Below are 18,267 nucleotides of genomic sequence, written 5' to 3' on the forward strand. Positions count from 1 at the left end.
GCCACATGACGCTTCTCACCCATCTGTTCGGAAAACTCGCCAACGCCGCGGCGCTGCTGCTCGCGGTGCTGGTGCTGAATTTCTGCCTGATCCATCTTGCCCCGGGCGATCCGGTGCAGGTGATCGCCGGCGAGATGGGTGGGGCGTCGGCTGAAGTCATCGCCGAGCTGCGCGCCAAATACGGCCTCGATCAGAGCCTGCTGACGCAGCTGTTCACGTATCTCGGCAAGGTGCTGCACGGCGATTTCGGTTACTCCTACTACTTCAACCAGCCGGTGCTGGGCCTGATCGCCCAGCGCCTGCCGGCCTCTCTGTATCTCGCATTGTCCTCACTGTTCGCCGCGGTGATGATCGGCACGCTGCTCGGCGTGGTCAGCGCGCGGCGCCCCAACGGCCTGCTCAGCCACGGCGTCACCGTGCTGTCGCTGGCCGGCTACGCGGCTCCGGTGTTCTGGACCGGGCTGATGCTGCTGCTGCTGTTCGGCTCGGTATGGCCGGTGCTGCCGGTCAACGGCATGGCCGACGTGGTCAATCCGAAAAGCGGCTTCGCCTATGTGCTCGACGTCGCCACCCATCTGGTGCTGCCGTCGCTGACGCTGGCGCTGGTGTTCATCGCGCAATACTCGCGGCTGTCGCGCGTCAACATGATCGACGTGCTGTCGGCCGACTATGTCCGCACCGCGCGCGCCAAGGGCCTGCCGGAAAGCGTGGTGATCTTCAAGCACGCGCTGCGCAATGCGCTGATCCCGATCGTCACGGTGGTCGGGCTGCAGTTCGGCAATCTGTTCGCCGGCGCTGTGCTGGTCGAGACGGTGTTCAGCTGGCCCGGCATGGGGCGGCTGGTGTTCGACTCGATCCTGCGGCGCGACTATCCGACCCTGATGGCGGTGCTGTTCTTCTCGGCCGTGATGGTCATCGCTGCCAACATCATCACCGATCTAGTATATCGCCTGATCGATCCACGGATCCGCGCGGGGGCCCGATGAGCACGCTCGACCAGACCCTGATCGCGCCTCCGCCCACGTCTGCAGCGTTGCTGTTGCCGGCAACGCCGGCGGTGTCGCCCGCAAGAGCCGCGTTCCGCCAGTTCATGAAGAGCCCGTCCGGTGTCGCCGGCGCGGTGCTGCTGATCGTGCTGGTGGCAATGACGGTGCTGGGACCGTGGGTGTACTCGATCGATCCGCTGGAGATCGTCGGCCTGCCGTTCACGCCGCCATCCGCCGATGCCTGGCTCGGCACCGATTATCTCGGCCGCGACGTGCTGGCCGGCCTGGTCCATGGCGGTCGCGCGACGCTGACGGTCGGCGCGGTCGCGGCGCTGATCACCATCGCGATCGGCGTCACGGTCGGCGCGCTGGCGGGCTTCTTCGGCGGCTGGATCGACAGCCTGCTGGTCAAGATCGCCGAGTTCTTCCAGGTGCTGCCTCCGCTGCTGTTCGCCATGGTGCTGGTGACTCTGTTCGGGCCGAAGCTGACCACGATCACGCTGGCGATCGGCGCGGTGAGCTGGACGTCGGCGGCGCGGCTGACGCGCGCCGAGTTCATGCGGCTGCGCGATCTCGATTTCATCAAGGCATCGCGCGCCGCCGGCGCCGGCAATCTGCACCTCATCCTGCGGGTGGTGCTGCCGAACGCGCTGCCGCCGATCATCGTGTCGGCGACGCTGGCGATCGGCGTCGCGATCCTGTTCGAAGGCGGCCTCAGCTTCCTCGGCCTCGGCGATCCCAACACGATGAGCTGGGGCCTGATGATCGGACAGAACCGTAACTACGTGCTCGACGCCTGGTGGGCGGTGACATTTCCTGGCGCCGCGATCTTCCTGTCGGTGCTGGCGATCAGCCTGGTGGGCGACGGCGTCAACGATGCGGTCAATCCGCGGCTGCGACGGAGGTGATGATGGCGCCGGTGCTCGAAGTCGACAACCTCAGCGTCAGCATGACCGATCGCCGCGGCGATCTGGTGCCGGTGCTGGAGAATCTGTCGTTCACCATCGACAAGGGGCGGACGATCGCGCTGGTCGGCGAGAGCGGCTGCGGCAAAAGCATGACCGCGCTGGCGATCATGCGGCTGCTGCCGGAAGGTTTTGTCGTCACCGGCGGCCGTATCCTGCTCGAAGGCGAGGATCTGCTGACAGCGCGGAACCGGCGGATGCGTGCGCTCCGCGGCGACGCGGTGTCGATGGTGTTCCAGGAGCCGATGACCGCGCTTAACCCGCTCTACACCGTCGGCGATCAGATCGCCGAGGTGCTGTATTATCACCGCCGCATGAGCCGCAAGGATGCGACCGAGCAGGCGGTGCAGTTTCTCAAGGCGGTGCAGATCCCGGCCGCCGAGCAGCGCGCCAAGGCCTATCCGCACCAGATGTCGGGCGGCATGCGGCAGCGGGTGATGATCGCGATGGCGCTGGCCTGCAGGCCGAAGCTCTTGATCGCCGACGAGCCGACCACCGCGCTCGACGTCACCGTGCAGGCGCAGATCTTCGATCTCTTGGCCAAGCTGCAGGACGAGACCGAGACCGCGATCGTGCTGATCACCCACGATCTCGGCGCCGTCGCCGAACTCGCCGACGATATCGCCGTGCTGTATGCCGGCCGCTGCATCGAGACCGGCCCGTCGCAGCAGCTCGCCGCGACGCCGCGCCATCCCTACACGCGCGGGCTGCTCGGCTGCGTGCCACATCTGGCGGTCGGCGTCGCCAAGCCGGCCGAGTGGGTCGATCTCGGCGAGATCCCCGGCATGGTGCCGTCGCTCGGCCAGCGCGGGCCGGATTGTGCCTTCCTGGCTCGCTGCGCCAACGTCCGCGAGGTCTGCCGGTCGCGGCCGCAGCCGCCGCTCGGCGCCATCGCGCCCGGCCACACGGTGTCGTGCTGGCGCGCCGAGGAGATCGCCGCATGATGCATCAGCGCCCCAATCCGCCGGGCGGCGATCCGATCCTGCTCGACGTCAACGACCTCGTGGTGCATTTCCGCACCGGGCGGAAGCGCCCGTGGGGCAAGCCGTCCTTCGTCCACGCCGTCGACGGCGTCAGCTTCCGCGTCAAGCGCGGCACCACGTTCGGCATCGTCGGCGAGAGCGGCTCCGGCAAGTCCACCACCGCGCAGGCGATCATGCGGCTGGTGCCGTCGACCTCCGGCCAGATCGTGTTTCGCGGCGAAGACATCATGCCGCTCACCGGCGAGGCGCTGCGGCAGGTGCGCAAGCATGTGCAGATCGTGTTCCAGGATCCGTTCTCGGCGCTCGATCCGCGCCGCCGCGCCGGCGACCAGATCCGCGAGCCGCTCGACCTCTTGAACATCGGCACCCGCAGCGAGCGCGATGCGCGGGTCAAACAGCTCTTGGCCGAAGTCGGCCTGCCGCCCGAAGCCGCCGATCTGTTTCCGCACCAGTTCTCCGGCGGGCAGCGGCAGCGGCTGTGCATCGCCCGAGCGCTGGCGCCCGAGCCCGAAATGATCGTCTGCGACGAGGCCGTCTCGGCGCTCGACGTCGCGATCCAGGCGCAGATCCTGAACCTGTTGAAGAAGCTGCAGCGCGAGCGCGGACTGACCTACATCTTCATCTCGCACGATCTCGGCGTCATTCAGCAATTCTGCGACGAGATCGCCGTGATGTATCTCGGCAAGGTGGTCGAACAGGCGCCGGCCTCGACGCTGTTCACCGCGCCGCGTCATCCTTACACGTGGTCGCTGGTGTCGGCGGCGGTGCCGCCGGGTCCGCTGCGCGACGAACTCAAGGCGAAGTACCTGGTGAAGGGCGAACCGCCGTCACCGGTCGACCCGCCGCCCGGCTGCCGCTTCGCCGGCCGCTGCCCGTTCGTGATCGAACGCTGCCGCGAAGATCTGCCGTTCCTCGACGCCACCGGCCCCGATCACTACGTCGCCTGCCACCGCAAGGACGATCTCGGCGTCCCGGACTTCACGCCGCGCGTGGCGAACGGGCCGATCGAGTAGTTCAAAGCCGTAGTTTCGGTCGAGCGTCGGCCGGCCGTCATTGCGAGCGAAGCGAAGCAATCCAGATTGACGATTCAAGCCGTCGCGTCGAGCAGGGCCTTGCTCATGTCGCGGTCGGCTTTCAGCGTCGCGAGGTTGGCCGCGTAGCTGTACTTCGCGACCATCTGGCCGATGAACTCCTGCGCCAGGTCGACATTCGGCGCCGCCACCAGGCCGTCCGCATTGGCAAACGGCGCCTGCGGATCGGAGACCGGGACGGTGGCGGGCGAAGTCGTTGTCACGCTGGTCTGGGTGCCGCCGCCGGGGACGGCGGTCTGATTCACCTGCAGCGGCCGATAGGGCTGCGGCGCACCGGGCGGCAGGCTGCCGTTGGGCCCCGGCAACGCGCCGGTCGATTGCTGATTGGCGATGTTGCTGGCCGAGACTTCCAGGCGCCGGGTCGCGGCGTTGAGGCCGGACACGGCGATCGACGAGATACTGGACATGGCGCGCTCGCGGCGGTGAAGCTGCCGGCACTTAACGTCCGCAGCACAGAACGATCCGTTCACCTTGGGCCGCGAAGTGGGCCTGTCGAATTAACCCGGCCTTAGCGATTGGCCGCGCCCTCAGGCGGTGCCGGTCGCGGGCGTCGCGCGGGCCGGGCGTTCAGGCCGCCGGCGCAGCTTGCGGCGTGCCCACAGCAGCAGTCCGGTCATCAGCAGGCCGGCCAGTATGACCGAGACGATGACGTTGAGGGGGCCGGAGATCAGCGCCGACCAATTGCCTTCGTGGAGCAGCCGCGGCCAGTTGCGCGGCAGCGGTGCGAGGCCGTCGGCCGTGAAGCTGTAGGCGCGCAGCTCGCCGTCTTCATAAATCCGCGCGATCATCCGCTGACCGCGTTGCGACAGCATCGCCAGATGCGCCACATCATGCTGTTGTGCGAGTGTGCGCACCGCGTCGGCGAGCGGCAGCGACGGCCTCAGCGGCGGCGATGGCGGACCGGTTAGCGTCCAGCCGAACGCCATGAAAAGCCCGGTGATCGGGCTGAGCAGCAGCAGCGGCAGCGTGAACCAGGCGGCGCCCTTGTGCCAGCCGGCGAGGCTGTTGCGCAGCCGCGGCAGGCCCATCAGGATGCCGATCCCCATGATCACCAGCATTGCGACGGTCGATCCGATCACCAGCCAGTCGTAGCCGAGCAGATGCTCGTGGGTGCGCCGCGCCCACAGCATCAGCTCGCCGAGCCGGTCCGGCGCGGCGGCGGCGTTGCCGGTGGTGAGGTCGATCGTCGGCGCGCCGACACCCATCAGGCGCATCTGTTGTCCGCTGGCGTTGATCGCGAGACCGCGCGCCTTGCCGGCGGGATCGTAGCGTTGCAACAGGCCGGCAATGCGATCGCCATCCGCCATGCCGGCGGGCAGCCCGCGGCTTTGGATGATCGGCTCCACCGACAGGATCAGGCCGGTGAGGATCAGCGCGATCAGCGGCAGCGCGAACACGAAAGTGATCCAGCGGTGGAGTTTGAGCAGAAGAACGTTGTTCATCGGGAATTCCAATCGGAGCGGCAGGCTCGGGCGCCCGCCTTGTCATGGCAGAGCTTGGTCGCGCGACCGGTCGGCAGCGGTCCACCATCAGGGCTGCTTAGACCTTCCAAGCTGTCGGTTGCGTGACAAACGACGTCCGGCGAGAGCATCCGACCGCATCCTCATGGTCCGACCGGGGCGGCGCCACGCAGTCCGACCGCGAATCAGGGGAGCGTTTTCGATACGAGCGTGCCGAGCTACGCGGTTGGAGCGCGGCGCGTTGTCCGGAAGATCCCGGACGAATTGCGGCGAACTAATCGATCAGCAGACGCGAAGGTTCATGTCGTCCCGCCGATCTCCGTGGCTCCCACCGGCGATCGCCGAGCATTTCGCATGCATCCCGCATTGCGAGAAACCGCCGCGTCTCCAGCCCGATAGGCGTCGGTATCGCGCCTGCTCAGCAATCGATGGCGCGGCGCAGCAGCTGCTCATCGTGAAATCTTCACGCGCTGCGAACCGTCTTCACTCGTCCGGCATTTAGTCTGACTAAACTTGTCCCTGTTGAATTTCCTCTGTGTTGCTACGATGCTTCAGTAAGACCGGTATCGTGCAAACCAAATTGGTATGGAGGTAGTATGCGCTCCTCGACGATGATCCTACTCGGCTCCGTCGCCCTCGTTGCTGCACTCGCGGTCAGTGACCGCGTCGGCGGCCCGCGGGCTGTCCTGATCGAGCCTGCCGTCGCGGCGACGCCGGTGGCGCCGCCGCCGCCGCCCGCGTTCCGCACCGTGACATCGTCGTCGTGCTCGGCGAACGGTTGTCCGACCACTTGCGAGGCCGACGAGGCACTGATCTCGGCGATCTGTATCGGCTCGACCGGGGCGAAGTTCAGCGAAAGTCTTCTGGTGGAGAACGGGCAGATCACGGCAAGCTGCGGACCGTCTTCGACTGCCATCGTGGTGTCCTGCGCCCGCAAATAAGCGCCGCCGGCACGTTTCAACGAGGGCTGCGCAGCTGAATGTCCGGCGGCGGAGCCCTTGCAGTATCAAGGGTCAAACCGATGCAAAAATGGTTCGTCGCACTCGCGCTCGCAGTGCTGATCGTGATCGGCTTCGCCGCCGGGCCGATGTCTGTCGTCGTCGCTTTCCTGTCGTTCTGGGTCACGCTGTATCTGGTGTGGGCCTATGAGCTCGGCTTCAAGGATACCTGGGCGCGCTACGGCTTGCATCGCGTCAAGCCGCCGTTCTGGGCGGAAGAAAACAAGGTCTGGTTCCTGCCGATCTTCGACGACCGCCTGAAGGTGCTGAAGGCCGCCGCCGTGGCACTGCTGATCGTCGCCTTCAGCCTGATGCTGCCGGTCTCGGTGGTGCGGATCGCCACGCTGATCCTGCTGGCCTGGTACGTGAGCGAGATCTACCGCGCCCAGAAGACGACCGATCAGCTCGACCGGGCGCGCTTCAACTGACGTTGGTCGCGCCGAGGGCGCGCGTGGCCGAGGGGCGACGCGAGCAGAAGGGTGCGGCAGCGTCGGTTGGCGCGCCGCATCGTCGTCCGATTGGTAATTAGCCATTTCGTCAAATCGTCTCCGCTGCCGCTGGACGGCGCGGGCGATTTGAACATCAATAAGCAAGGCGCCCGGATCTGGAGGATATTGCGATGGCAGACAACAATTCGTCCGATGTCATTCTGAACATGATGTCGAAGAACCTCGAACAGGCGCGCGGCGCGATGAACAACTATCTGCAGTTCATCGAAAAGAGCCTGTCGGTGACGCCGATCGGCAATAGCAGCCAGGCCACCACGCTGAAGGGCTATGTCGATCGCAACGTCCAGGCGACCTTCGACTTCTCGCAGCAATTGCTGCATGCCAAGGATTTTCAGGACGTCGTCCGGATCCAGACCGAGTTCTTGCAGACCCAGTTCCGTGTGCTGACCGATCAGGCCAAGGACGTGGTCGAGATGACCAAGCCGACCGTGATCGTTCCGCGCGACGGCTAGCCGCGCGCTGACCCGCAGGCAAGCGGAACCAACTCGCGACGTGCGACTTGCTCAACGCTTCGCGCGTCGTTGAAAGCTTGGATAGGCCTCATGTTGAAAGTCGTTGCTTCGGTGATTTCGCTGCTGCTGCTTGCCTCCGCCGCGCAGGCGCAGTCGGGGCGGCCCGATCCCGGCTGCGGCCGGGACGTCTCCCGCTTCTGCCGCGCCGTGATGGATCAGGGCGACGGCGTCATTCTGGGGTGCCTGCAGAAGAACCGCTCCCGGCTCAGCAAGACCTGCGCCAAGGTACTGGCCGATCACGGCCAGTAAGCCGCTCAGGTCGAGCCGCCGCTGACGCCGGCAACCGGCAGGACTTCGGTCGCGGTTGCGCGATCAGGCGATTCCTCTTTCCACCTCACCGAGCCGAACGGGCGCTCCAGCATCCGGCGGATACGGATCTCGTCCGGCCCGCGGTGAAATGCGATCGCGCGCTGGTGCAGGGCCCGGTCGTCCTGGGTCGACCGATTGCGCTGCCGCAGATAGTCCAACCATGTCGGGCAGTGATAGCGCTCGGTCCACAGCTCCGGATCGCCGATGTCGCGCGCGATCGACCAGTCATAGGCACCGTTGCGCTGCCGGCTGAGCTGCACCTGCTGCATCACGCCGTAGAACGAGCGCGCGTCCTCGGCGGAGATCCGGTACTCGATCTCGATCACCACCGGCCCGCTGCGCGGCGTCACCGCCAGCTTGACCTCCGGATCGGCCAACAGATCCGCATCGGCGATCTGGGTGCCGACCGACGGCATCCGCAGGAACAGGCCGAGCAACGTCGACACCAGCATCGTGGCGGCCGAGATCAGCATCGAGGTCTCGACGCCGGCGAGATCGGCGACATGGCCCCACAACCAGCTGCCGATCGCGACGCCGCCGGCGATCGAGGCCTGGAACGCCGCCAGCGAGCGCCCCGCCACCCAGCGCGGCGCCGACAGCTGCACGCCGATATTGAACAGCGCGATTGCCAGCATCCACACTGCGCCCGCAATTACCAGCGCCGCAGCGGTGAGCAGCGCCGAGTGGCTCAGCGCGATCGCCCCCAGCGCCACGCCCATCACCAGCGCACAGCCGCGGATCGCGCCTTCGCTGCCGAGCCGCTCGCGCGCGGAGCCGACATTGAGGGCGCCGATCACCGCGCCGACGCCGAACGCGCCGAGCAGGATGCCGTAGGTTTCGGCGCCGCTCTTGAGGACGTCGCGGACCACCAGCGGCATCAGCGCCAGCACCGAGGAGCCGGCGATGCCGGTGACCAGCGTCCGGGCCAGCACGATCCTGATCGAGGGCGAGTTGGCGATGTAGCGCACCCCGGAGACGATCGCGCGGTTCATCCGCTCCGGCGGCAATCGCGGCGGCTCGCTGACGCGCCGCCACAGGAACAGCACCACCAGCAGCGGCAGATACAGCAACGCGTTCGCCGCAAACGCCGCCACCGCGCCAGCGGCGGCGACGATGATGCCGCCGACCGCCGGGCCGAAGCTGCGGGCGATGTTGTAGCTGATGCCGTTCAGCGCCACCGCGGCCGGCAGCGCGTCGGGCGGCACCTGTTCGGACACCGAGGCCTGCCAAGCCGGCCCGAACAGCGCCATGCCCATGCCGATGATGAAGCAGAAGCCGAGCAGGATCTCCGGCGTCACCAGGCGCAGATGCGCCAGGACGGAGAGAGCAACGGCGCCGGAGAGGCCGAGCGTCAGCGACACCAGCGCGACGCGGCGGCGATCGTACATGTCGGCGATCGCGCCGGCCGGCATCGCCACCAGCATGATCGGCAGCATCAGCGCGGTCTGCACCAGCGCGACTTTGTCGGCCGAGGACGTCATCTGGGTCATCGCCCAGGCGGCGCCGACGCCGTTGATCATCAGGCCGAGGTTCGACAGCAGGCTCGCCAGCCAGATCCGCCGGAACAGCGCATAGCGCAGCGGCGCCGCAACGCCGCCGGCAGAAAATGCGCCTCGCTTCGATCTGGCCGTCATCAAAGCCTTCCCTTCGGACGTTATCCTCGCCGGGGCCGGCGGGAAATTGGTGCAGTGATGCCTGCGAACCTCCGCGCCTGTCCAGTACCAAACGGCCGCTTGAACGAAGCCAAGCGCCTGCTACGCTTCGTAAAAATTCGTGGAGGACGCCTTGCCGACGACCAGACGCAGCATTTTGAAGTCGCTAGGCGCGGTGCCCCTGCTGCTAAGCGCCGCACCGCTGCGCGCGCTGGCGCAGACCGCGGCTGCGCCCAACGCCGGCGCGGCTATCCCGCCGATCCTGTTCGTCCATGGCAACGGCGATCACGCGGCGCTGTGGGTCACCCAGATCTGGCGGATGGAATCCAACGGTATCCCGCGCGCGCGGCTGGCGGCGCTCGACTTCACCGATCCGCTGGCCCGCAACGACGACGGCGTCGCTCAGGTCAACCGGTCCTCGACCGAGGATCAGCGCCGCGAACTCGGCGCCGCCATCGCGGAACTCAAGCAGCGCACCGGCGCCGCCAAGGTGGCGTTGGTGGCCAGCTCGCGCGGCGGCAACGCTGTGCGCAGCTACATCAAGGCCGGCGGCGACGGCGACGTCAGCCACGCGGTGCTGTGCGGCACCCCCAACCACGGCGTCTATGCCTCGGATGCCGGGCTCGGCAACGAGTTCAACGGCAAGGGGCCGTTCCTGCGCGGGCTGAATGAGGGCGACAGCGAGGTCACCGAGGGCGTCGCCTTCCTGACCCTGCGCAGCGACGGTCAGGACAAATACGCCCAGTCCGACGGCCGGTTCGTCGGCAAGCCGGGCACCCCGACCGGCGTCACCGCCGAGGGGCCCGAGCTGCGCGGCGCCACCAATCTGGTGCTCGGCGCGCTCGATCATCGCGAGGTCGCGTTTCATCCGCGCGCCTTCCGCGAGATCTACAAGTTCATCGCCGGCCGCGAGCCGGATGTGATTGCGATCACACCTGAAGCGACCGTGCAGCTCAGCGGGCTGGTCACCGCGACGCCGGGCGGCGTCCCGACCAACCGGCCCGTCGAGGGAGCCCGGGTCGAGGTCTATCGCGTCGCGCCGGACAGCGGCGAGCGGATCGGTGCCGCTCTGTATGAGGGCCGTAGCGGGCCGGACGGACGCTGGGGGCCGGTCGACACCCAGCCGCCGTGGCCGCTGGAGTTCGTCGTGAGCCAACCCGGCGAACTCACCACCCACATCTATCGCTCGCCGTTCCCGCGTTCGTCCAACGTCGTGCATCTGCGCGCCGCCAAACCGGCGAAGCCGCCGGCTGCGGGCATCGGCGCCGTGGTGATGCTGTCGCGGCCGCGCGGTTACTTCGGCCTGCCGCGCGATATCGTGCTGCTCGACGGCCAGCAGCCGGCCGATATCAAACCCGGCGTGCCGATCGACGCGATGACCACCGTCGCCATCCCGGCCGCCGAGGTCGGCCGTGCGGTGGCCGGTCTGTTCAACGAAGAGCGGATCGTGGCGCGGGCGTGGCCGCTGGGGGAAAACCGCATCACGGTGGCGGAACTGACGTTCTGAGCTGCGGGGCTGCCGGCCTTTCCGGCGCCCGGATTGCACCCTACCTTCGTGTGGGAGCGGAACCGAACGCCAGGAGCGCGACGTGAGTATTGCCGAGGCTTATGAGTTGTCCGAGCGCGCGCCGCTGGTGCCGCCGACGCTGCCGCGTGCGCCGGAGGGAATGGGCGCGCTCGGCCGGCTCGCCGCGATCCGCCACAATGCGATCGCCAGCTGGGGCCAGCGCGCCTACGAAGACGACGTCATCAAGGGGCGCTTCTTCAATCACGCCAGCTACATCCTCAACAGGCCGGACGACATCCGGCACGTGCTGATCGACAATTACGAGAACTACACGCGCACCGCGGCGGGCATCCGCGTGCTGCGGCCGATCCTCGGTCAGGGCCTGCTGCTCGCCGAAGGTCGCGCCTGGAAGCATCAGCGCCGCACGCTGGCGCCGGCATTCACGCCGCGCGCGGTCGGCACGCTGGTGCCGCATATGATCTCCGCGACCGAGGAGATCGTCACCGAATTCGAGCACAGCATCGGCACGCCGGTCGATCTGCGCGAAGCGATGCAGCGGTTGGCGCTGGAGATCGCCGGGCGCACGATGTTCTCGTTCGAGATGGGGCAGCACGGCCAGCGGCTGCGCGACTTCGTCATCGAATACGGCATGAAGCTCGCCAGCCCGCGTTTCCTCGATCTGCTGCTGCCGCTCGGCTGGCCGAGCCCGCAGGACATTTCGCGCGCGTTCTTCCGGCGGCGGTGGACGAAGTTTGTCGGCGAACTGATCGCGGCCCGCCGCGCCGCCGGCAAATCCGAAGGCGCGCCGCCGCGTGATCTGTTCGACCTGATGGTCGCGGCGCGTGATCCGGAAACCGGCGAAGCCTTTTCGGACGATCAGCTCGGCGATCAGGTCGCCACCATGATCCTGGCCGGCCACGAGACCACCGCGACGGCGCTGTTCTGGGCGTTGTATCTGCTGGCGCTCGATCCGGAGACGCAGAACGACGTCGCCGACGAAGCCCGCGCCACCGGCCAAACCGACGCGCTCGACAAACTCCCCTTCACCCGCGCGGTGCTGGACGAAACGCTGCGGCTGTATCCGCCGGCCTTCCTGATCGCCCGCGCCGCCGCCGGGCCGGACAGTGTTGCGGGCGAGCCGATCCGCAAGCACGACGTGATCCTGATCGCGCCCTGGCTGCTGCACCGACACGAGAAGCTGTGGGACAATCCGAACGCCTTCATGCCGTCGCGCTTCCTGCCCGGCGCGACGCCGCCGGACCGCTTTGCCTATCTGCCGTTCGGCGTCGGGCCGCGGGTGTGCATCGGGGCCCATTTCGCACTGGTCGAAGCGACGCTGGCGCTGGCCCGGATCGTGTCTGCTTTCCGGGTCGAACTGATCGACCGCGCGCCGGTGATGCCGATCGGCGTGGTCACCACCCAGCCGGACCGCTCGCCGGCATTCAGGCTCACCCGCCGTTGATCAAGCAGGCGTCATTTGGCCGCGGGCCGGACGCCACCTAGATGAGGCCCATGACCGACGTTCGCCCGCTCTACGCCGTGCTTCGCCAAACCACCGACGCCCGCGTCGTCGATGCGATCGCCCAACTGATCGCCGACGGCCAGGATCACGACCTCAATCGCATCAACCTGCTGGAATTCGCCAGCCGTACCGGGCTGGACGAGGAGAAAGTGATCTCCGGCTTCCTGCATGCGGCTCAGCTCGGGCTGTTCGACATGAGCTGGAACGTGCTGTGCCCGGGCTGCAGCGGCGTGCTCGACAGCCATCCGTCGCTCAAGGCGCTACGCCACGAGGAATATATCTGCGCGCTGTGCGCCAAGGGGTACGAGGCCTCGCTCGACGATCAGGTCGAAGCCGCCTTCACGGTGCATCCCTCGGTGCGCCGGATCGGCGCGCACGATCCCGGCAATCTGTCGATGTGGGACTACACACGGCAGATGTATTGGAGCTCCGGCATCGAGATCGACGAACAGGTGCTGGCGCGGCTGTCGGATCAGGACACGCTGGCTGCGGTGGAGATCGCACCCGGCGCAACCGCCGAACTGTCACTCGATCTGCCGGCCGAATTCATCATCGTGTTCGAGCCGGTGACGCACGCGGCGCAGTTCATCGACGTGGCGGGGGAGCGCACCGACGAGGTGAGGTCGGTGGCGCTCAACTACGACCGCAGCCATGCGCTGACGCCGACGCTGTCGTTGCAGCCGGGGCCCGTACGGCTGACGCTGATCAACAACGCCGAGACGCGCGTGCTGCCGGCCGTGTGGGTTGCGGCCGACGCGCTGCATACGCTGCTCGGCAAGCGCAAGCCGATCCTCACCGCCAAACGGATGTTGACCAACCAGACCTTCCGCGACGTGTTCAAGGCCGATAACCTCACCGCCGATCAGCGGCTGAAGATCACCTCGCTGACCTTCCTGTTCACCGACCTGAAGGGCTCGACGGCGTTGTATCAGCGGGTCGGCGACCTCGCGGCGTTCGATCTGGTGCGGGCGCATTTCCGCGCGCTGCTGGAGATCATCGCGGCCGAGAAGGGCGCGGTGGTGAAGACCATCGGCGACGCCGTGATGGCGACGTTCAATCGCCCGGAGCACGCGCTCGCCGCGTCGCTGCGGATGCGCAAGGCGATGGACGCGCTCAACCAGGAACGCGGCACCAAGGATCTGGTGGTCAAAATTGGCATCCACGAAGGGCCGTGCCTCGCGGTGATGCTCAACGACCGGCAGGATTACTTCGGCCAGACCGTCAACATCGCCGCGCGCGTGCTTGGCCTTGCCACCACGCAGGCGATCCATCTCACCGGCGCGGTGATCGCCACGCCCGCGGTGACCAAGATCCTGGACGAGCAGGCGATCGCACCGATCGAGAAGCACGCCGCGCTACGCGGCATCGCCGACAAGGTGCTGGTCTATGAGATTCCTTAACGCATTGGCGACGTTGACAAAGTGTCATTCGGCGCAGGGGAACCGGCTTGGATTGCCGACGTTACGTTTCCACGTATAGAACGAGCGTGAGCTCCCGCCTTTCCGAAAGCCCCGCACCGATGCTGGAAAAACTACGCCAATTCATCTCCGACGTGGTTGCGCCGAGTGCGCCCGACGAATTGAATTTCGACGATGGCGGCTATCGGCTCGCCGCTACCGCGTTGCTGATTCACGTGATTTCGCTCGACGGCGAACCTTCCGAGGTCGAACGCCGCAAGTTGCATTCGCTGCTCGAAGCCCGGTTCGGTCTCGACGCCGCCACCGCGAGCCGGCTGATCGAGGACGCGATGTTGGTCGAAGGCGAGGCCGTCGATCTGTACCACTTCACCAGTGTGATCATGCGTTCGGTCAACGAGGAAGGCCGGCTGCGCATCATCGAGATGATGTGGGAGCTGGTGTTCGCCGATGGCAACGTCACCGAGTTCGAGGAGAACGTGGTGTGGCGGGCCGCCGATCTCCTCGCCGTCTCGGCGCGCGATCGCATCAACCTCAAGCGCCAGGTGGCGGCGCAGCAGGTCGAAACCGACCCGGCGAACTAAGCCGACGGCCGGCCGCTACTTATTACCGAATTGTCATGTTCGACAGAGCCGGCGCCGGATTGCGCCGGCTTTTTTTGCGTCCTGCTCACTGAAGCGGCATGTCCGCCAGCGAACAGTCTTGCACGCTGCTTCCATCTTGCCTAAGGCCTAGTAATGATCCGGCCTCACCGGGCCTCCATTGATGAGTCTGAATCGTGACTGAACGCGTGACTTTGATTACGGGGGCATCGGCCGGTATCGGTGCTGAATTGGCGCGGATCTTCGCCGCCAACTCGCATCGGGTTGTCCTGGTGGCGCGCCGGGCCGACCGGCTGGAAGCGCTGGCAGCCGAAATCAGAGCCAAGGGTGGGGCGGAGCCGATCATCATCGCCTCCGACCTCGCCAAGCCCGACAGCGTCGACGCCATCGTGGCCAGCCTGGCCGCGGCAGGCGTCGAGGTGGAGTATCTGGTCAACAATGCCGGCTACGGACTGTTCGGCCACGCCGTCGAGATGGACCGCGAGGACCAGCTCGGCATCATCGACGTCAATATTCGGGCGCTCACCGATCTGTCGCTGCGGTTTGCGGGCAGCATTTCGGCGCTGCGTGGCGGTATCCTCAACGTCGCGTCGATCGCCGGCTTCCTGCCGGGCCCCGGCATGGCCGTGTACTATGCGTCCAAGGCCTATGTGCTGTCGCTGAGCGAAGCCCTGCATCAGGAGCTCGGCAAGAAGGGCGTGCGCGTCACCGCGCTGTGTCCCGGCCCGGTGCCGACCGAATTCCAGCTCCGTGCCGGCTTCGAACCCGGCTTCGACTCGATGGTGCTCAACGTGCATCCCGCCGAGGTCGCGCGGCAGGCCTATCGCGGCCTGATGAACAACAAGCGGCTGGTGATTCCGGGGCTCGGCGTCAAGGCCGTGCCGTTCCTGCTGCGTTTCTTCCCGCGCGGCTTCGTCGCCGCGGCCGTCAGCGGACTGCAGCTGCGGCGGCGCTGACGTCGCACCGGCTCGAACGCCTTCCCCTTCCCCCGCGGCGATTGCTAGAGTCGCGGTCAAGCGCCGGCGGAGCATGATCGGCGCGTCAGCTCGCATGCTTCGACGCTGATCTGCGTTTGGTGTGCCGGCAGGGGAGGCGATATGACCAGCGAGGATTTCGCGCGGCTGTTGGAAGCGTTCACACGCTCGGCCGAATCCGGCGACGGCGGCCGGTTCGCGGCGCATTTCACCGAAGACGCGGTGTATCACGACTACATCTACGGCCCGCACACCGGCCGCGCCGACATCGCCCACATGATGCAGGGGCTGTTTCATCGCGACGCCGCCGATTATCGCTGGGAGATGTTCGATCCGGTCTGCGACGGCACGCAGGGCTATGCCTGGTCGCTGTCCAGCTTCACCTCCACGGTCCCGGAATTCAAAGGCCAGCGCGTGGTGATCGACGGCATGAGCCGCTTCGTGCTGCGGGACGGGCTGATCGCCGAGTACCGCGAGTCGGTCAATGGCGGCGTGGCGATGCAGCAGCTCGGCGTCGCGCCGGAGCGGATGGCCAAGGTGTTTCGGCGCTGGAGCGGCTGGCTGCAGGAGCGCCCGGAGACGCAAGCCTATCTGGCGCGCCCGAAGGGCTCACGCCGCGGCTGATCAGCCACACGGTTTCATCAAGACGGCCCGTCTCAAGGGCGCAACAAGAGCAAGAAGGGAAGACACGCCGATGAGCACCGAGCACATCCTGTATGAGGTCGCCGACCGGATCGCCACCATCACGCTGAACCGGCCGGACCGGATGAACGCCTGGACCCCGGTGATGGAGCGCGAGGTCCGCGAGGCGATGGAGACCGCGGCGGCGGATCCAGAGGTGCGGGTGATCGTGCTCACCGGCGCGGGTCGCGGCTTCTGCGCCGGCGCCGACATGGAGGTGCTGCAAAAGATCGATCCCGCCGATATCCGCCGCGCCTCGGCGCTGCCGGCGTTCGACATGAACCGCCGGCCCGACTGGCAGACCCGCTACGCGTTCTATCCGGCGATCGGCAAGCCGATCATCGGCATGCTGAACGGCGCCACCGCCGGCATCGGCCTGGTGCACGCGCTGTATTGCGACGTCCGCTTTGCGGTCGACACCGCCGTGTTCACCACCGCCTTTGCGCGGCGCGGACTGATCGCCGAGCACGGCATTTCCTGGATGCTGCCGCGGATCGTCGGCCATGCCAACGCACTCGATCTGTTGCTGTCGGCGCGCCGCGTCTCGGCCGATGAGGCGCTGCGGATCGGGCTGGTCAACCGGCTGTATCCGGCCGATCAGCTGCGCGAACAGACCTATGCGTATGCGCGCGACCTCGCCGACAACGTTTCGCCGGCTTCGATGCGGGTGATCAAGCGCCAGCTCTACGAAGTGCCGTTCCAGACGCTGGCCGAAGCCACCATCGAGGCGAATCGCGAAATGACCGTCTCGCTCGCCAGCGAAGACTTCAAGGAAGGCGTCGCCAGCTTCGTCGAAAAACGCCCACCGCAGTTTCGAAGCGCGTGACCACGCCCGTCATGCCCGGCCTCGTGCCGGGCATCCACGCCTTCCAGCGGTTCCCCTCAGCAAAGGCGTGGATGGCCGGGACGAGCCCGGCCATGACGAAGGATTGTGCGTGAGTCCAAACGGATCGGAAAACGTCGGTGCTGGGATTGTTGCTGCGCGGGGCCGGCTAAATCAGCGGCTCGTCTTCGCCCTTCGGGCTACGCCGCGGCAGCCTTCGCCACGATGGGCAGGCTTGCCGAGCCGAAGCTGGCAAAGCCAGCGAAGGCTGGTGGAGCCAGGCGGGATCGAACCGCCGACCTCGTCATTGCGAACGACGCGCTCTCCCAGCTGAGCTATGGCCCCTCCGCGGTCGGTGCGCGAAGCACCGATCAGCGAACGCCGCCATTTACAGTGGCCACCAACGCCAAGTCAAGGACGTGGCGGCGGCTTCCGACACGTCATTGTCATCGGGCTTTATTGCTTTGAGTTCCCTTGTTTGGGCCGGGCCGAACCGATATTTACGGCACAGCCGTCCCGCGTTCGAACCCGCGAGCTTTTTCCCGTCATGCGCGCCATTCTCGATATCATCCTCATCATTCTGGATCTGTACATCTGGCTGCTGATCGCCTCGGCGATCCTGTCCTGGTTGATCGCCTTCAATGTCGTGAACACCCGCAACCAGTTCGTCTCGGCGGTGTCCGAATTCCTCTACCGGATCACCGAGCCGCTGCTGGCGCCGATTCGCAATCTGCTGCCGTCGCTGGGCGGCCTCGACATCTCGCCGATCATCCTGATCCTGATCATCATGTTCCTGCAGCGGGTGATCACCTATTACATCTACCCAGCGGTGTTCTGAGCCACTGACGCACAGCCCCGGAGTGTCCATGGCCGAGGCTTGGCGGTATTCTGCTCAGGGTGTCGCCGTGGCGGTACGGGTCACGCCGCGGGGTGGCCGGGACGACATCGACGGGCTGGAGACGCTGGCGGACGGCCGCTGCGTGGTGAAGGTCCGGGTCCGGGCGATCGCAGACGGCGGCGAGGCCAACCGGGCGGTGCTCGAACTGCTGGCGAAATCGCTCGGTGTGCCGAAGCGCGACGTCCGGTTGCTGTCGGGGGCGACTTCGCGGCAGAAGCAGATCGCGATCGACGGCGATCCGAAGAAACTCGGCGACGCGTTGCGCAGCCTGACGGCCGCCAAGTCCGCCGGCTGACGATCAGGGAGGCCCGCGAGGGCGACGACGTATCCGACCGCCTCTCCATCCGGGGAGGTTTTTGTTTTTCGGCGGCCGCGCAGCG

General features: G+C 66.8%; 20 protein-coding genes and 1 tRNA gene. 17 read left to right on the forward strand and 4 right to left on the reverse strand.

What is annotated here, in order from left to right; translation table 11 throughout:
• Nucleotides 1-5: 5 nt before the first annotated feature.
• From LPW26_RS08485 to LPW26_RS08500, 4 genes are read left to right on the forward strand one after another with little or no spacing between them, the layout of a single operon-like run.
• Nucleotides 6-986 carry an ABC transporter permease gene (locus tag LPW26_RS08485; RefSeq protein WP_238734225.1) on the forward strand — a complete coding sequence of 327 codons (981 nt, stop codon included), beginning with the start codon at nucleotides 6-8 and terminating at the stop codon, nucleotides 984-986.
• Nucleotides 983-1,894: an ABC transporter permease gene (locus LPW26_RS08490; RefSeq protein WP_238734226.1), complete on the forward strand. Its 912-nt coding sequence runs from the start codon at nucleotides 983-985 to the stop codon at nucleotides 1,892-1,894. The genes LPW26_RS08485 and LPW26_RS08490 overlap by 4 nt, the downstream gene beginning before the upstream one ends.
• A gap of 2 nt (nucleotides 1,895-1,896) precedes the next feature.
• Nucleotides 1,897-2,895, forward strand: coding sequence for an ABC transporter ATP-binding protein (locus LPW26_RS08495; RefSeq protein WP_238734227.1), 999 nt, complete (start codon nucleotides 1,897-1,899; stop codon nucleotides 2,893-2,895).
• Nucleotides 2,892-3,947 (forward strand): ABC transporter ATP-binding protein, encoded by a 1,056-nt coding sequence (locus LPW26_RS08500; protein ID WP_238734228.1) that lies wholly within the window; start codon nucleotides 2,892-2,894, stop codon nucleotides 3,945-3,947. Before LPW26_RS08495 ends, LPW26_RS08500 begins: the two co-directional genes overlap by 4 nt.
• A gap of 74 nt (nucleotides 3,948-4,021) precedes the next feature.
• Here the strand turns inward: LPW26_RS08500 and LPW26_RS08505 are convergent, their stop codons facing one another.
• Nucleotides 4,022-4,432: a flagellar basal body rod protein FlgC gene (locus LPW26_RS08505; RefSeq protein ID WP_238734231.1), complete on the reverse strand. Its 411-nt coding sequence runs from the start codon at nucleotides 4,430-4,432 to the stop codon at nucleotides 4,022-4,024.
• Nucleotides 4,433-4,552: 120 nt separating this feature from the next.
• Nucleotides 4,553-5,467, reverse strand: coding sequence for a PepSY-associated TM helix domain-containing protein (locus LPW26_RS08510; RefSeq protein WP_238734235.1), 915 nt, complete (start codon nucleotides 5,465-5,467; stop codon nucleotides 4,553-4,555).
• A gap of 614 nt (nucleotides 5,468-6,081) precedes the next feature.
• Here LPW26_RS08510 and LPW26_RS08515 point away from each other — a divergent pair.
• From LPW26_RS08515 to LPW26_RS08530, 4 genes are all read left to right on the forward strand, one after another.
• A complete protein-coding gene (locus tag LPW26_RS08515) occupies nucleotides 6,082-6,426 on the forward strand; it encodes a hypothetical protein (protein ID WP_238734237.1) in 345 nt (114 codons plus the stop codon).
• Between the two features lie 80 nt (nucleotides 6,427-6,506).
• A complete protein-coding gene (locus tag LPW26_RS08520; protein WP_238734238.1) occupies nucleotides 6,507-6,911 on the forward strand; it encodes a hypothetical protein in 405 nt (134 codons plus the stop codon).
• Between the two features lie 191 nt (nucleotides 6,912-7,102).
• On the forward strand, nucleotides 7,103-7,444 hold the full coding sequence (locus tag LPW26_RS08525; RefSeq protein WP_238734240.1) for a phasin family protein: 342 nt from the start codon (nucleotides 7,103-7,105) through the stop codon (nucleotides 7,442-7,444).
• 90 nt (nucleotides 7,445-7,534) lie between these two features.
• Nucleotides 7,535-7,753, forward strand: coding sequence for a hypothetical protein (locus LPW26_RS08530; protein ID WP_238734242.1), 219 nt, complete (start codon nucleotides 7,535-7,537; stop codon nucleotides 7,751-7,753).
• 5 nt (nucleotides 7,754-7,758) lie between these two features.
• On the opposite strand, the gene LPW26_RS08535 is transcribed toward LPW26_RS08530, so the two are convergent.
• Nucleotides 7,759-9,447, reverse strand: coding sequence for an MFS transporter (locus LPW26_RS08535; RefSeq protein WP_238734244.1), 1,689 nt, complete (start codon nucleotides 9,445-9,447; stop codon nucleotides 7,759-7,761).
• A gap of 151 nt (nucleotides 9,448-9,598) precedes the next feature.
• Here LPW26_RS08535 and LPW26_RS08540 point away from each other — a divergent pair, with 151 nt between their 5' ends.
• The 7 genes from LPW26_RS08540 (at nucleotide 9,599) to LPW26_RS08570 (ending at nucleotide 16,992) form a co-directional block, all read left to right on the forward strand.
• Complete coding sequence (locus tag LPW26_RS08540) at nucleotides 9,599-10,972, forward strand: hydrolase (protein ID WP_238734246.1); 1,374 nt, start codon at nucleotides 9,599-9,601, stop codon at nucleotides 10,970-10,972.
• An 82-nt stretch (nucleotides 10,973-11,054) separates the two neighbouring features.
• The gene (locus tag LPW26_RS08545) at nucleotides 11,055-12,434 is read left to right on the forward strand and encodes a cytochrome P450 (protein ID WP_238734247.1); all 1,380 of its coding nucleotides are present in this window, start codon (nucleotides 11,055-11,057) and stop codon (nucleotides 12,432-12,434) included.
• A 50-nt stretch (nucleotides 12,435-12,484) separates the two neighbouring features.
• A complete protein-coding gene (locus LPW26_RS08550; RefSeq protein ID WP_238734248.1) occupies nucleotides 12,485-13,894 on the forward strand; it encodes an adenylate/guanylate cyclase domain-containing protein in 1,410 nt (469 codons plus the stop codon).
• A gap of 119 nt (nucleotides 13,895-14,013) precedes the next feature.
• On the forward strand, nucleotides 14,014-14,493 hold the full coding sequence (locus LPW26_RS08555; RefSeq protein WP_238734381.1) for a tellurite resistance TerB family protein: 480 nt from the start codon (nucleotides 14,014-14,016) through the stop codon (nucleotides 14,491-14,493).
• Nucleotides 14,494-14,687: 194 nt separating this feature from the next.
• Nucleotides 14,688-15,467 carry an SDR family NAD(P)-dependent oxidoreductase gene (locus LPW26_RS08560; protein WP_238734249.1) on the forward strand — a complete coding sequence of 260 codons (780 nt, stop codon included), beginning with the start codon at nucleotides 14,688-14,690 and terminating at the stop codon, nucleotides 15,465-15,467.
• A gap of 141 nt (nucleotides 15,468-15,608) precedes the next feature.
• Nucleotides 15,609-16,109, forward strand: a complete 501-nt coding sequence (locus LPW26_RS08565) for a nuclear transport factor 2 family protein (protein WP_238734250.1) — start codon at nucleotides 15,609-15,611, stop codon at nucleotides 16,107-16,109.
• A gap of 70 nt (nucleotides 16,110-16,179) precedes the next feature.
• Nucleotides 16,180-16,992: an enoyl-CoA hydratase gene (locus LPW26_RS08570; protein WP_238734252.1), complete on the forward strand. Its 813-nt coding sequence runs from the start codon at nucleotides 16,180-16,182 to the stop codon at nucleotides 16,990-16,992.
• A gap of 266 nt (nucleotides 16,993-17,258) precedes the next feature.
• Here LPW26_RS08570 and LPW26_RS08575 read toward each other — a convergent pair.
• A tRNA-Ala gene (locus tag LPW26_RS08575) sits at nucleotides 17,259-17,334 on the reverse strand.
• Between the two features lie 202 nt (nucleotides 17,335-17,536).
• Here LPW26_RS08575 and LPW26_RS08580 point away from each other — a divergent pair.
• A complete protein-coding gene (locus LPW26_RS08580) occupies nucleotides 17,537-17,827 on the forward strand; it encodes a YggT family protein (RefSeq protein WP_054163027.1) in 291 nt (96 codons plus the stop codon).
• Between the two features lie 28 nt (nucleotides 17,828-17,855).
• On the forward strand, nucleotides 17,856-18,182 hold the full coding sequence (locus LPW26_RS08585; RefSeq protein WP_238734254.1) for a DUF167 domain-containing protein: 327 nt from the start codon (nucleotides 17,856-17,858) through the stop codon (nucleotides 18,180-18,182).
• Nucleotides 18,183-18,267: the final 85 nt, after the last annotated feature.

The sequence above is a fragment of the Rhodopseudomonas infernalis genome (genome assembly GCF_022271405.1).
Classification (GTDB): Bacteria; Pseudomonadota; Alphaproteobacteria; order Rhizobiales; family Xanthobacteraceae; genus Rhodopseudomonas; species Rhodopseudomonas infernalis.